This is a genomic window from Chitinophaga ginsengisoli (genome assembly GCF_003014595.1).
GTDB classification, from domain to species: domain Bacteria; phylum Bacteroidota; class Bacteroidia; order Chitinophagales; family Chitinophagaceae; genus Chitinophaga; species Chitinophaga ginsengisoli.
The window spans coordinates 566,402-579,479 of sequence record NZ_PYGK01000001.1 but is presented as its reverse complement, the minus strand read 5'-3'; the positions used below and the strand labels follow the sequence as shown (position 1 = coordinate 579,479).

At 46.8% G+C, this 13,078-nt stretch carries 13 protein-coding genes; 6 read left to right on the top strand and 7 right to left on the bottom strand.

Annotated features, from left to right (window positions below; genetic code table 11):
* Window positions 1-19: 19 nt before the first annotated feature.
* A complete protein-coding gene (locus tag CLV42_RS02465; RefSeq protein WP_106600302.1) occupies window positions 20-1,267 on the bottom strand; it encodes an efflux RND transporter periplasmic adaptor subunit in 1,248 nt (415 codons plus the stop codon).
* Window positions 1,268-1,554: 287 nt separating this feature from the next.
* Between CLV42_RS02465 and CLV42_RS02460 the strand changes: the two genes are divergently transcribed.
* From CLV42_RS02460 to CLV42_RS02440, 5 genes are read left to right on the top strand one after another with little or no spacing between them, the layout of a single operon-like run.
* Window positions 1,555-2,907 carry a sigma-54-dependent transcriptional regulator gene (locus CLV42_RS02460; RefSeq protein ID WP_106600707.1) on the top strand — a complete coding sequence of 451 codons (1,353 nt, stop codon included), beginning with the start codon at window positions 1,555-1,557 and terminating at the stop codon, window positions 2,905-2,907.
* Window positions 2,908-2,916: 9 nt separating this feature from the next.
* Window positions 2,917-4,254, top strand: a complete 1,338-nt coding sequence (locus tag CLV42_RS02455) for a sensor histidine kinase (protein ID WP_106600301.1) — start codon at window positions 2,917-2,919, stop codon at window positions 4,252-4,254.
* 48 nt (window positions 4,255-4,302) lie between these two features.
* Complete coding sequence (locus CLV42_RS02450) at window positions 4,303-5,019, top strand: lysoplasmalogenase (RefSeq protein ID WP_106600300.1); 717 nt, start codon at window positions 4,303-4,305, stop codon at window positions 5,017-5,019.
* 30 nt (window positions 5,020-5,049) lie between these two features.
* The gene (nadB, locus tag CLV42_RS02445; protein ID WP_106600299.1) at window positions 5,050-6,648 is read left to right on the top strand and encodes an L-aspartate oxidase; all 1,599 of its coding nucleotides are present in this window, start codon (window positions 5,050-5,052) and stop codon (window positions 6,646-6,648) included.
* A gap of 11 nt (window positions 6,649-6,659) precedes the next feature.
* Window positions 6,660-7,520: a lysophospholipid acyltransferase family protein gene (locus tag CLV42_RS02440; RefSeq protein ID WP_106600298.1), complete on the top strand. Its 861-nt coding sequence runs from the start codon at window positions 6,660-6,662 to the stop codon at window positions 7,518-7,520.
* A 59-nt stretch (window positions 7,521-7,579) separates the two neighbouring features.
* Here the strand turns inward: CLV42_RS02440 and CLV42_RS02435 are convergent, their stop codons facing one another.
* The 6 genes from CLV42_RS02435 to CLV42_RS02410 form a co-directional block, all read right to left on the bottom strand.
* Window positions 7,580-7,912, bottom strand: coding sequence for a BON domain-containing protein (locus CLV42_RS02435; protein ID WP_106600297.1), 333 nt, complete (start codon window positions 7,910-7,912; stop codon window positions 7,580-7,582).
* A 73-nt stretch (window positions 7,913-7,985) separates the two neighbouring features.
* Complete coding sequence (locus tag CLV42_RS02430) at window positions 7,986-8,795, bottom strand: SDR family oxidoreductase (RefSeq protein ID WP_106600296.1); 810 nt, start codon at window positions 8,793-8,795, stop codon at window positions 7,986-7,988.
* A gap of 96 nt (window positions 8,796-8,891) precedes the next feature.
* Window positions 8,892-10,313 (bottom strand): MBL fold metallo-hydrolase, encoded by a 1,422-nt coding sequence (locus tag CLV42_RS02425; RefSeq protein WP_317047973.1) that lies wholly within the window; start codon window positions 10,311-10,313, stop codon window positions 8,892-8,894.
* A gap of 247 nt (window positions 10,314-10,560) precedes the next feature.
* A complete protein-coding gene (locus CLV42_RS02420) occupies window positions 10,561-10,920 on the bottom strand; it encodes an ArsR/SmtB family transcription factor (protein WP_012788619.1) in 360 nt (119 codons plus the stop codon).
* A gap of 294 nt (window positions 10,921-11,214) precedes the next feature.
* Window positions 11,215-11,892: a tRNA (adenosine(37)-N6)-threonylcarbamoyltransferase complex dimerization subunit type 1 TsaB gene (gene tsaB / locus CLV42_RS02415; RefSeq protein WP_170117364.1), complete on the bottom strand. Its 678-nt coding sequence runs from the start codon at window positions 11,890-11,892 to the stop codon at window positions 11,215-11,217.
* Window positions 11,893-11,911: 19 nt separating this feature from the next.
* Window positions 11,912-12,589, bottom strand: a complete 678-nt coding sequence (locus CLV42_RS02410) for a 3-hydroxyacyl-CoA dehydrogenase family protein (protein WP_211303374.1) — start codon at window positions 12,587-12,589, stop codon at window positions 11,912-11,914.
* Between the two features lie 61 nt (window positions 12,590-12,650).
* Between CLV42_RS02410 and CLV42_RS02405 the strand changes: the two genes are divergently transcribed.
* Window positions 12,651-13,031: a RidA family protein gene (locus CLV42_RS02405; protein ID WP_106600293.1), complete on the top strand. Its 381-nt coding sequence runs from the start codon at window positions 12,651-12,653 to the stop codon at window positions 13,029-13,031.
* The last annotated feature ends 47 nt before the right edge of the window (window positions 13,032-13,078 follow it).

Sequence of the window (13,078 nt, the reverse complement as noted above, 5' to 3'; positions counted from 1 at the left end):
AACAACTGTAACTGCCGGATTAAAATACTAAAACCTCTTTGTCTCCGAAATTCTCATACGAAGAGGTAATCACCTGTTCGCCCTCCTGCAAACCTTCCAACACTTCGAAATACTGTGGGTTTTTCTGTCCAAGGGAAATATTACGTTTCACCGCTCGCTTACCACCCTTATCTACCACATACACCCAGTTACCACCGGTATCAGAGAAGAAGCCGCCAACCGGCAACAGGATAGCCGAAGAGGACTTACCCAGCTCCAGACGGATAGGAGAAGATTGTCCGCGGCGAATACCTTCCGGTGTCTCCTTTTCAAACCGCATATCCACATTAAAACGTGCGTTCTTTATCTCCGGATATACTTTGATGATGGACAGGGGGTAACTTTTATTATTGAATTCAAAAGTCGCTTTCAGTCCGGGGAATACCCTGGCTACATAATGCTCGTCTACTTCAGCGCGCATCTTGAACCCATCCAGGTCATCTATCTGACCGATGTTCTGACCGGCGGTGATGCTACCTCCTACTTCTGCATCCACGGAAGACAGCTGTCCGTCTATGGGTGCCCTTAACACCAAGTTGTTCAGGTTATCTTTCATCATCTGCAGGTTACGCTGGGTACGTGAGATGGTAGATTCAAGGCGGTCTATCTGTATCATAGCATTCTCCTCCTGGAAACGCTGGCTTTCTATTTCTATCTGGCGTTTCTTCACAAGACGCTCATAGTCAATCTTATTCTTATTGAATTCCTGACGGGATACGATCTTGTCATCTACCAGTTGTTTGGTACGGTCGTACAGGTCTTTGGCCTGTTCTATCTGGTAATCCAGGTCAGCCACTGTCTGTTGCATGGTATACCTGTTCTGTTTCAGGGACTGCCTGGTGTTCTGTAACTCGTTGATCAGGCGGTAGATCTCTGTTTCGTGGTTCACGAAGTCCATCATCAGGTTCTGGTTTTCCAGGCGCAGGATGCTGTCTCCTCTTTTGACCATACTACCTCCTTCGAGGTATTTCTGGCTTACATAACCTCCTACGATGGCATCCAGGCGGATGGTTTTCAGAGGTAACACCACTGCCGTTACAGCTATATATTGATCAAAGGTCCCTTTTGTAACAGTAGACACGGTGATTTTATCCTTCTCGACATTCAACTTCGAGCGGTGATCAGCAAATATCAGATTATACAGAAGTAACATCGCGACAACGGCGCCCCCGCTGATAAGGGAGATCCTCTTTTTTGACCAGTACTTCTTTTCTATTTTTCTGTCCATAGGTTAAACTAAATTCCTGTTCCAGATAAGACAACCGGCATGCCAAAGCAGGAAACTCAATACTACAGAGGGATTCCGGCAATACCCTCTGAGTTTATCGTCCTGTAGCGCACACAGGACGTCCATTTCCGGACAATTTCCCTGAAGCCCGCCTTGGGCCGCAGGAAAACCGAAATCTTTTTATAATATTGCCAGTGGCCACATCCGCCAGGGCTGTCAGTTCACTCCTTCTGTCAGGAACACTGTTTGCGGATCATTTGCAGAAATCAATAGATAAGATCTTATTTATGACTACACCCTTGCCCGGTAAAATCCTTATTGTAGATGATGACATGGACGTGCTCAGAGCAGCCCGGTTATTATTGAAACGTCACTTCGAGCAAGTAGACTTTGAGCGTAATCCACAGAAGATACCCTACCTGGTGTCCAATTTCGAGTATGATGTGATCCTGCTGGATATGAATTTCACCCGCGACCTGAGTAGTGGCAAGGAAGGATTTGAATGGCTGGACCGCATCCTGGATATCCGGCCCGATGTGGCAGTGGTACTCTTTACAGCTTACGGTGATGTGGAGATGGCCGTAAGGGCCATCAAGGCAGGCGCGGTAGACTTTGTGCTGAAACCCTGGGAGAACGAGAAGCTCCTGGCAACCATGCAGGGCGCCTATAATAAGAAACATGGCAATAAGGATAAACTCAATGGCGCACCGGCGGCACCGCAGTCGGATGTACATATTATCGGCAACAGCCCTGCCATGCTACAGGTACTGGATACTGTAAACAGGGTAGCAGCTACAGATGCTAACGTACTGATACTTGGGGAGAATGGTACGGGAAAGGACCTGCTGGCCAGGCATATCCACCAGCTTTCCCTGCGGAATAAAAAACCTTTCGTGAGCGTGGATCTGGGCGCTATCAGCGAAACACTATTCGAAAGTGAGCTGTTCGGTCATGTTAAAGGCGCCTTCACAGATGCCCGGGAAGACCGGACCGGCCGTTTTGAAGAGGCGAACGGAGGCACCATCTTCCTGGATGAACTGGGAAATATTTCCTTACCCCTGCAGGCCAAACTGCTCACTGTACTGCAGAACAGGGCCGTTACCAGAGTAGGCAGCAACAAGACCATCCCGATAGACGTCCGCCTGATCACCGCTACCAACAGGAATATACAACGCATGGCAGCAGAGTATCAGTTCAGGCAGGACCTTCTCTATCGTATCAATACCATTGAAATTCAACTACCACCGTTAAGGGAACGCCAGGAGGATATTGTGCCGCTGGCTGAATACTTCCTGCAACTATATTCCTCCAAGTACAAGCGCTCAGTCAATTCCCTGCATGAATCGCTGGTACAGCAACTGCGCCAGTATGAGTGGCCAGGCAACATCCGTGAGCTGCAGCATGCCATGGAAAGAGCAGTCATCCTCTCACAGGGTAAAACACTCATGCCTAAGGATGTATTTGTAAAGAATCCTGTGCAGGATCAATCCCTTAACACCGGCTATAACCTGGAGGAAATGGAACGCAACATCATTTCCCAGGCCATGAGAAAATGCAATGGTAATATCACTGAAGCAGCCAGGGAATTGGGCTTGAGCAGAGCAGCCCTTTACAGAAGACTGGAAAAGTATAACATTTAGCACTTCACAATGAACAAGTTCAGTGTCAATATATTACTGCGTATCATCTTACTTACGCTCAGCACTATCACCAGTGTGTGGGTATGGACTGTCCTTGGCCCCTTTCCGGGAGTAGCCATGGGCATCCTCATTTGTATGCAGATATATGGCATGTACTATTACATCAACCGGGTGAACAGGAAGCTGACTTTATTCCTGGAATCTATCCGGTATGAAGACTTCTCCATCCGCTTCAGCGCTGACAATAAACTGGGGAAAAGCTTCCAGGCGCTGAACCATCAGTTCAATGAAGTGCTGGAGGCCTTTCGTCAGACCAGGGCAGAGAAAGAGGCGAACCTGAAGTACATAGACACCATCGTACAACATATCAGTATCGGCGTCCTGTCGTTCGATGCCGAAGGGCGCATAGAACTGATCAACCCAGCCGCCTTCCGTCTGCTGGGTATCTATCGGCTACGCAATATATCAGAGCTGAAAAACAGCCACCCTGCCCTGCCGGAATACCTGATGGAAATACGGTCGGGCAATAAACTGTTATACCGTACCCGGCAGGAACAGCAGCTATCCATTCATGCTGCCAGTGTGCGCCTGCAGGGGCGCCTGGTGAAACTGATCTCTATCCAGAACATTCATGCAGAGCTGCAGCAGAAAGAGCTGGAAGCCTGGCAGAATCTTACCAAGATACTCCGCCATGAGATCATGAACTCCGTCACTCCTATCGTGTCCCTGATCGGTACCATGCAGGATATTGTGGAACAGGACATCTCTCCGGAGGCTGCACAGAAAGAAGCCATTGCCGACCTGCAGGAAGCCCTGGAAACCATCAAGAGCCGCAGCAAGGGTATCATGAATTTTGTGAATGCCTACCGTGATTATACCACCCTTCCCAAGCCGCAGTTTACCCACGTGAACATCAAGGAGCTGTTGACAGGAGTAAGCAGCCTGCTGCTGCCGGAACTGAAACAGGCAGGTATTTACTATCACTATGAGATAGAATCTGTCAGTACAGAAATACATGCAGACGTGGCACAATTGCAGATGGTACTGATTAACCTTATTAAAAACGCTATGGACGCACTGGAACAGACGCAGACGCCATCCATACAGGTAAAGGCCAGCATGAACACGCCCAGCCAGGTGCATATTGAGATCACCGACAATGGACCGGGTATAGATGCTGATGCCATGAATAAGATCTTCATCCCATTCTATACTACCAAGAAAAAAGGCAGTGGCATCGGCTTAAGCCTTTCACAACAGATTATACAATCCCATGGCGGACAATTGAAAGTGAGCCGTTCCGGCAATAATGGTACGACCTTTTCGGTTTTATTGCCTGTTGCGTGAAACCATTCAGACAAAGAAATCGTACTTTAAGTACATTAATGCCCATTTATGCGCAAAGCAAGTTCTTTTCACCTGTTGTATGCGACCACGTTATTAGTTCACCTGTCTGCCATCTTTTTTCACCTGGCCATTCTACGCTATGTTTCCAAGTTCTTCCTGCCATTTATATTAATCGCTTATTTCGTTACCGGAACTGAGGGTATTCCCGCTGTTTTCCGTATTTCATTGCTGGCAGCATTGTTCTTTTCCGGCTTTGGCGACATGTTCCTGTTATTCTATGAACAAAGTCCGCTCTTCTTTACCTGTGGGCTGGTCACCTTCATGTTTTCATTACTCTCTTATATCGGCTTTTTCCTGAAGATCAGGTATACCAATTATCCCCTTCCATTATGCAATTGGCCCTTCATCCTGGGGATGGCGGCTATCTTCATTGCATTCATTTTCTTCATGCTGCCATACCTTGGCCAGATGACGCTGCTCGTGCTCATTTTTTCGGTTATCACCTACATCATGGTGCAGTCTGTGATGCATGCCTTCCGGCTCAGAGATCAGCCATCGGGCTGGTATTCACTGGCGGGGGCCTGTATCTTTATCCTATCCTGTGTGCTCATTGCCGTTCATTATTTTTACCATCATCTGGAGATGGGCGCCGTATTTATCATGATGACCTACGGGATAGCGCAATGGGGGCTGGTAACCGGCGGACTCCGTTATCTGCAGATGCGCAGGGGCTATGCTCCCCCTCAGCGAATGGGAACAAATTAAACCGTACATTTGGTGTTCGCTTATGAACTTATGCAACAGACAGATTTCTTAGTGATTGGTTCTGGGATTGCGGGACTTACTTATGCCCTTAAAGTGGCGGCAGCATGTCCTGATAAAAAAATCACCATCATCACGAAAACACGTGAAGACGAAACCAATACAAAATACGCACAGGGTGGAGTAGCCGTAGTGAATGATCTTGAGAACGACAGCTTTGAAAAGCATATCGAAGACACACTGATTGCCGGCGACGGCCTGTGTAATGAGCAGATCGTAGAAATTGTAGTAAAGGAAGGGCCGGAACGTGTTAATGAGATCATAGAATGGGGCGCCAACTTTGACAAGAATGCCGCCGGAGACTTCTCTCTCGGCAAAGAAGGAGGCCATTCGGAATTCAGGGTGATCCACTATAAAGATATCACCGGGAAGGAAATAGAACGTGCCCTGCTGGATGCAGTACATAAAAACCCGAATATAGAACTGGTTACCCACTGCTTCGTGGTAGACCTCATCACCCAGCACCATTTAGGTTATCTTGTTACCAAGGCCATGCCTGATATAGCGTGTTATGGCGTGTATGTGCTGAACCTCATCACCAATAAGATTGAAAAGATCCTCAGCCGTATTACCGTACTGGCAACAGGCGGGAATGGGCAGGTATACCGCAGTACCACCAATCCGACCATTGCTACCGGCGATGGCGTTGCGATGGTGTATCGTGCCAAGGGAAGGATAGAGAACATGGAGTTCATCCAGTTCCATCCTACAGCCTTGTATGAGCCGGGTGTGAACAATGCCTTCCTGATCACAGAAGCAGTACGTGGTGACGGGGGTATTCTCCGTAATATCCATGGGGAAGACTTCATGCATAAGTATGACCCACGTCTTTCGCTCGCTCCGCGCGACATCGTGGCAAGAGCAATAGACAGTGAGATGAAGATCACCGGTACGGAATATGTATACCTCGATTGCCGCCATATGGACCAGGAGAAGTTTGTACATCATTTTCCGAACATCCATGAGAAATGCCTTTCAATAGGTATTGATGTAAAGAAGGATATGATACCGGTAGCGCCGGCTGCGCATTATAGCTGTGGTGGTATTAAGGTCAATGAATTCGGCCGCACTTCCATTAACAACCTGTATGCCTGCGGAGAATGCTCCAGCACCGGGTTGCACGGCGCCAACAGGCTTGCCTCCAATTCCCTGCTGGAAGCCATGGTGTTTGCACACCGTTGCTACCTGGATGGTGTAAACAAAATTGACAGCACGGCTCATAAGCTCAATGTACCGGACTGGAATGCAGCAGGTACCACTGCACCGAAAGAGATGATCCTCATTACCCAGAGCCTCAAAGAGCTGAAACAGATCATGAGTGATTACCTGGGTATTGTGCGCACTAATGAGCGTATGCAGCGTGCCAGCCGCAGACTGGACATCCTGCATGAAGAAACTGAATCATTATACGAAAGAACAGAGGTATCGCCACAATTATGTGAACTGAGAAACCTGATCACTGTTGGCTACCTTATAGTAAAAGGCGCTTCCTTCCGTAAGGAAAGCCGCGGTTTACATTTTAATACTGACTATCCTGAAAAGAGCGCCCTGGTACAGAATATTGTGTTATAGAAATTGATGACATGTATTATTTGTTACTGGTATTTATGTACGGCATGTCAATGCTGCCGTTATGGTTATTATATCGCATAAGTGATGTTTTATACCTGATCGTTTATCACATTGTTGGTTACCGCAAATCAGTAGTATTTGAGAACCTGCGCCAGGCATTTCCGGAAAAGACGCCTGAAGAGATCACCCGGCTGGCAAAGAAATACTACCTCAACCTGACAGACATGATGGTGGAAACCGTCAAGCTGCTGACTATGCGCCCAAAAGAACTGCAGCGCCGCTTTACCTGCGACCTCACCGTACTGCATGAGTTATATGCGAAAGGCAAAAGCTGCCAGATGCACCTTGGCCATAATTTCAACTGGGAATGGGCGAACCTGTTCTGCATGCAGGGTGTTAAGTATCCTTTTCTTGTAGTTTATATGCCGCTGACCAATAAAGCGGGCGACCGTATGTTCAGGCATTTCCGCGAGAAGTCAGGCAGTATACTACTGCCGGCCAATGATATCAAGGAAAGTATGCAGCCGTGGATCAACAAGCAATATCTTATAGCACTGGTAGCAGACCAGAACCCCGGTAATCCGCGCCGCAGCTATTGGTTTCCCTTTCTGAACAGGATGACGGCCTTTTATAAAGGGCCCGAAATGACGGCAAGAAGAAGTGATATTCCGGTGGTATTTGTGGATATCCGGAAGACGAGGAGGGGTTATTATCATGCCACACTGAAACTGGCATTCGAGGAACCTTCGGCTGTACCGGAAGGAACTATTACAGAATCATTTGTAAAATACCTGGAACATAATATCCGGGAACAACCGGAAGTATGGGTATGGAGCCACAGAAGGTGGAAACATGTGTACAACGGGGAATAAATAAGGCTGAATTGACCAGTTAACCGCTGAGCCGTTTCTGATCAATTCAGCTTCTGAATCTATTTCACTGTACCGCTGTCTTTCTTCATTGTAGTATCTGCAGCTGCGGGTGGGGGCGGTGGAGGAACTGCTGCCTGCACCATAATGTTATTTGTAACGGCTTTTACACCACTGACGCCTTTAACGGCATCTTCTGCAGCCATTTTAGCCGCTTCGTCAGGTACTTCACCACTCAGGGTCACAACTCCTTCTTTCACTTCAGCACTTACTCCAGGGGTAGCGGTCAGTTTTTCGTTTACCGACTGCTGAACACTACTGTCGCTAGGCTGACAGGCAAATAAGCTTACGGCCAGGAACATCATTCCGGCCATCAGGAATGTTTTACATTTCATGGTTAAAAGTTTAACAGTTTAAAACAAATAACATGCTAGACTATGGGATTGTTCTATCACAAACAACTGTTAATCAGCCATTATCTGCAAAACCGGGGTACAAGGTCATCCCTCCATCCACGAAAAGGGTGGTTCCTGTTACATAGTCGCTTTCATCGCTGGCCAGCCATACGGCGGCTTTGGCAACATCTTCGGGTACCCCTACCCTGCCATATGGGATCAGTTCCAATAGCTTTTTTTCATCCTCAGGGGTATCCCAGGCGTCTTCGTTGATACGTGTTTTAATAGCACCGGGAGCCAGGCTGTTGACCCTTATTTTATATGGAGCCAGTTCCTGAGCCATAGACTGCATCAGGAGTTTTACGCCACCCTTGCTGGCGGCATAGTTCACATGTCCGGCCCAGGGTATTACTTCATGAACGCTGCTCATACAGATGATCTTTCCGGCAGCCCTTGAGCGGCCTTCAACAACACCTCTCCGTTTAAATTCACGGGCGGCTTCCCTTGCACAAAGAAACTGACCGGTAAGGTTTGTACTGATCACCTTATTCCATTGCTCTATTGTCATGTCCAGCAGGGCCGCATCCTGCTGAATGCCAGCATTAGCAACAACGATATCCACCGTACCATAGCGGGAAAATACTTCCGCAAACATGGCTTTGACTTCTTCCTCCTTGCTGATGTCGCATTGCCTGACGAAGCCATCACTGCCGGCAGCTTTGATCTTTTCCAGCACCGCTTCTGCCTCTTTCAGGCTCTTATCGCTATGGTGGTTCACAACCACATTGGCCCCCGCTTCTCCCAACGCTATGGCGATGGCAGCACCTATACCGCTGCTGCTACCGGTAACAAGTGCAATTTGTCCGTCTAAAAGTTTTTCCATTGCAAGGTTTTTCTGTAAAGGGTCAAAAAGCATACCTGCAAAAGAAAAAAGGCCCCGTGGTAGTACCAGGGAGCCTTCATTTCGGATATCTTAACCTTAGTTTAATACGTTCTTTTCCTTTACGACTTTCAGGCCTTTCTGTTCTTTCATGGCATTGTAACCACCTTCCACGTTGCGTAAGTTGTGAATACCTTCCCGTTTCATAATGGAACATGCAATAATGCTACGGTAACCACCCTGGCAGTGTACATACAGATTGTGATTATCATCGAAATCAGCCAGATTTCCCGGGTCTGTCATGTCGCTGAGGGTAATATTCATCGCACCCTCGATATGACCGTCTGCATACTCCGCAGGCTTGCGCACGTCCACAATTATGAGGTTGTTATCGTGTGGCAGGTCCATCGCCAGTTCATCCGCTTCTACGGTGATGATGAGGTCACGCTCTTCACCAGCAGCAATCCAGGCTTCGTAGCCTCCTTCCAGGTAACCCGCTACATGATCAAACCCAACGCGGGCCAGACGTACGATGGTCTCTTCTTCTTTTCCGGGACTGGTCACCAGTATGATCTCTTCACCAAATGGCAGCAGGCTGCCTGCCCATTCTGCAAAACGTCCTTCCAGACCAATGCTGAGTGAACCCGGTACAAATCCTTCTGTAAATTCAGCGGCAGGACGTGTATCCAGGATCAGAACCTCTTCCTTCATTTTCTCCTTGAACTCAGAGATGGATAAGGGACGGTTGCTTTTCTCCATTACGGCCTGCAATGCATCATACCCTTCTTTGTTGATCCGTGCATTGATAGGGAAGTAAGAAGGCGGTGTATTCAGACCGGAAGTTACTTCTTTGATAAATTCCTCTTTGTTCTCTGCCTTCAGTGCGTAGTTCGTGCTCTTCTCATCACCCAGCGTGCTATAGGTATGAGGCCCCAGGTTTTTACCGCAGGACGAGCCGGGACCATGCGCCGGATATACGATCACATTATCTGGCAGTACCTTGACCTTATTGTTGAGAGAATCATACAGGTAACCGGCCAGTTCTTCCTTGGTAAGGTTACCGCTAAACAAGTCGGGGCGTCCTACATCTCCTACGAAGAGCGTATCGCCTGTGAAAAGGCTATGCGGCTGTCCTGCTTCATCGCTTAACAGGTAGCAGGTAGATTCCAGTGTGTGACCGGGTGTATGTAATACTTCAAGCGTAAGTTTACCGATGGTAAATTTCTCCCTGTCTTTAGCGAGATATATCGGGAAGTTGGTAACTGCTTCAGGACCGTATACGATAGGAGCTTTAGTAGCAGCAGCGAGATCGAGGTGACCAGACACAAAGTCGGCGTGAAAGTGTGTCTCAAAAATATACTTAATGGTTGCGTTGCGCTCTTTAGCCAGATCAAGGTAAGCGTCTATATCCCTCAGGGGATCTATCACAACAGCTTCTCCTCCGGACTCAATAAAGTAGGCAGCTTCTGATAAGCAATTGGTATAAAGTTGCTTGACGAACATGGTTTTTGATTTCTGCAAATTTACGGATTTATCCGCAGGAGGGAACGTCTGACAAATGGCCATATATATGCCGCATTAAAATGTCTTTGCTACCCGTTATTTGCACAACCAGTATCAACGCGCGCAGCTGTTTGTGTACGTATGAATAACGTACACACCAATACATGCAGAAAAATCAGGGCCTAACTAAAAGTTCTTCAGCATACTCTTAGTTAGGCCCGAATATTTTTTTTGTACTCTGTTTGACCAGTACTCCAAAACCAGATTAGCCTACCAGCTCCTCTACGAATTTGGCAACTTCTGCTATACGCTGTTTGTTGATCGTATAGTGAATGAATTTACCATCTCTCTCTGTAATCACAATGCCGGCACGGCGCAGAATAGCCAGATGCTGTGACGCTACTGACTGCTCGAGACGCAGCTTAACGTAGATTTCAGTTACTGTCATTTTTTTGTGGTCTTCCAGCAACTTAATCATTTGCTGGCGCAGCTTATGGTTTATTGCACGCAAAACCATAGCAGCCTTCTTAACGGCAATGTAATCCAATTTTATTTGGTCTTTTTCATTGGTACCTCTAGAAATAATAAGAGTATTAGAAGAGGTCGTTAATAATGTTTTTTCCATCGCATAATAGTTTTAAAAAATGATGAAATGAAAGGGATCAACGGACAGTAAACCCATAACTTGTTAGAAAACAATAACCGGGTATCGATTTATACAAAAATATAATATTAGTCGTAATAAAAAAAACTTCTATACCTTATTTTTTAATATATGCAGGGCGTTTACTTGCCAAATAAACATAATTTGACAGTTCTATGACATAAATTGACGTAAGTGTAGGGATTACGCTTCTTAATAAGACGTAAGAAGCCTGTTATCATGCCAATGGAGGTCATTTTTCGCATTACAAACGACCTATTTTTTCATTGTAGAATGGAAAGGTTTGAGATAAAAAGGGCTGAAATAAGCTACATCTTCAAACGCTTTATGCTCGTAAGCAGCCGTAGCCAGCGGCACCATATCCGCAGCGTTTAATATATAAGGGACAAATAAGGCGTTGAGATTGACGGGCATTAGTTGCTGCCATTTATCGCTGCCATTACCGAAAAAATAAGTCTTCTTTGCTGCCACCTGCTCACTAAAGGCTTCCGGCGTGAGTACCAGCGCCTGTGGCGCCACTATGACATTCAGAGAAGCATCATATACTGCAGTATACACTTCCATTCTCCGCGCATCCAGCATAGGGCAATATAAGGCTTCCGTATCTTTTACGCGGGACAGTAAGCCCTGTGCCATCATCTGTAGGGTAGAAACAGCTATCAATGGTTTCTCCCAGGTATAACACAACCCCTTCGCGGTAGCTACACCAACACGTAGTCCCGTATATGAACCGGGCCCCGCACTAACAGCGATTGCGTCGATGTCTTCAGGCGTCACTTGTTGATCCCGCATGATCTCCTGTACAAACAATACCATACTGGCAGCATGATCCTGTTGTTTATCATTCACCAATGTCTGTAAAGGCTGTCCGTCTTTCGACAGACAAACAGAGCCGATTGTAGTAGCCGTATCGATATGCAGTATCAGAGACAATATATACAGTTTAATTATTTCACACAGCGGTTACATTGGTGCCTGCTTCCTGTGCCAGCAGCGCACTTATTTTATACCGTTCATTTCCCGTAGCCTTGTACACGGCGTCCAGCACACTATACACCTGCCTTACACCAATTTCTTTGCACCATTCAAAAGGCCCTTTCGGATAGTTGGTACCCAGCTTCATCGCAATGTTAATATCCTCACGTGATGCTGTCCCCTCTTCCGCAGCCATGTAAGCTTCGTTGATGATCATGCAGACAACTCTCGGAGTCACCAATCCTACTCTGTCTTCCACTATTTCATACTCCCAGCCTAATTCCTGCATGATCTGGCCCAGGAGGGCCTTCTGCGATTCGTCCATCACAGATACTTCCATAACAGGCATTCCCACAAATCCAGGCAGCCAGTTACACCCCATCAGGTTAAATCCCTGTTCAAACGCATAATTATTCATGACATCTGCAAGGGAAGTTCTCACTATAGCCACCAATATGGGTACCTGCGGATATTTTGCATAAATGCGGGCCCGCTCTGTATGTTCATCAAAATCCAGGTCTATCACCAGCCCGTAATCGTCCAGCGTCTCTATACGTTCTGCTGTTGTAACCTGCTGCACCCGGTGCCCACTTAAACCACCCTTTTTAAGGAAAGCAGCATAATGTTGCTCTTCTCCTATAACGAGGATATTCATGTGCAAAATTTTCGCAAACCTATTAATTAATAACTAATAATAAGACCCTATTTTTACGGTCATGGAAAAACAAATCATCAATACAAAGAATGCGCCTGCTCCTATCGGCCCGTACAACCAGGCCATATTATCAGGTAACCTGCTGTTTGTATCCGGACAAATAGCACTGAATCCGGATAACAACCAACTGGTACTGGATGATATCAAAACCGAAACTCACCAGGTAATGAAAAACCTGAATGGTATTCTTTCCGAGGCGGGTATGGACTTCGACAATGTTCTGAAGACGACCATCTTCATTATGAATATGAATGACTTCGCACAGATCAACGAAGTATATGGCTCTTATTTCACCGGCGACTATCCTGCCCGTGAAACCGTTCAGGTAGCTGCGCTGCCTAAGGGTGTGAATGTGGAGATCTCCGTGATTGCCAGCAAATAATTCCAAAACAGATGGCCGGTATAACAGCCATCTGTTTTCTCATATCA

Coding starts and splice junctions, on each gene's coding strand:
- CLV42_RS02465 (WP_106600302.1), bottom strand. CDS start 1,267: ATGGACAGAAAAATAGAAAAGAAGTACTGGTCAAAAAAGAGGATCTCC.
- CLV42_RS02460 (WP_106600707.1), top strand. CDS start 1,555: ATGACTACACCCTTGCCCGGTAAAATCCTTATTGTAGATGATGACATG.
- CLV42_RS02455 (WP_106600301.1), top strand. CDS start 2,917: ATGAACAAGTTCAGTGTCAATATATTACTGCGTATCATCTTACTTACG.
- CLV42_RS02450 (WP_106600300.1), top strand. CDS start 4,303: ATGCGCAAAGCAAGTTCTTTTCACCTGTTGTATGCGACCACGTTATTA.
- nadB (WP_106600299.1), top strand. CDS start 5,050: ATGCAACAGACAGATTTCTTAGTGATTGGTTCTGGGATTGCGGGACTT.
- CLV42_RS02440 (WP_106600298.1), top strand. CDS start 6,660: ATGTATTATTTGTTACTGGTATTTATGTACGGCATGTCAATGCTGCCG.
- CLV42_RS02435 (WP_106600297.1), bottom strand. CDS start 7,912: ATGAAATGTAAAACATTCCTGATGGCCGGAATGATGTTCCTGGCCGTA.
- CLV42_RS02430 (WP_106600296.1), bottom strand. CDS start 8,795: ATGGAAAAACTTTTAGACGGACAAATTGCACTTGTTACCGGTAGCAGC.
- CLV42_RS02420 (WP_012788619.1), bottom strand. CDS start 10,920: ATGGAAAAAACATTATTAACGACCTCTTCTAATACTCTTATTATTTCT.
- CLV42_RS02410 (WP_211303374.1), bottom strand. CDS start 12,589: ATGAATATCCTCGTTATAGGAGAAGAGCAACATTATGCTGCTTTCCTT.
- CLV42_RS02405 (WP_106600293.1), top strand. CDS start 12,651: ATGGAAAAACAAATCATCAATACAAAGAATGCGCCTGCTCCTATCGGC.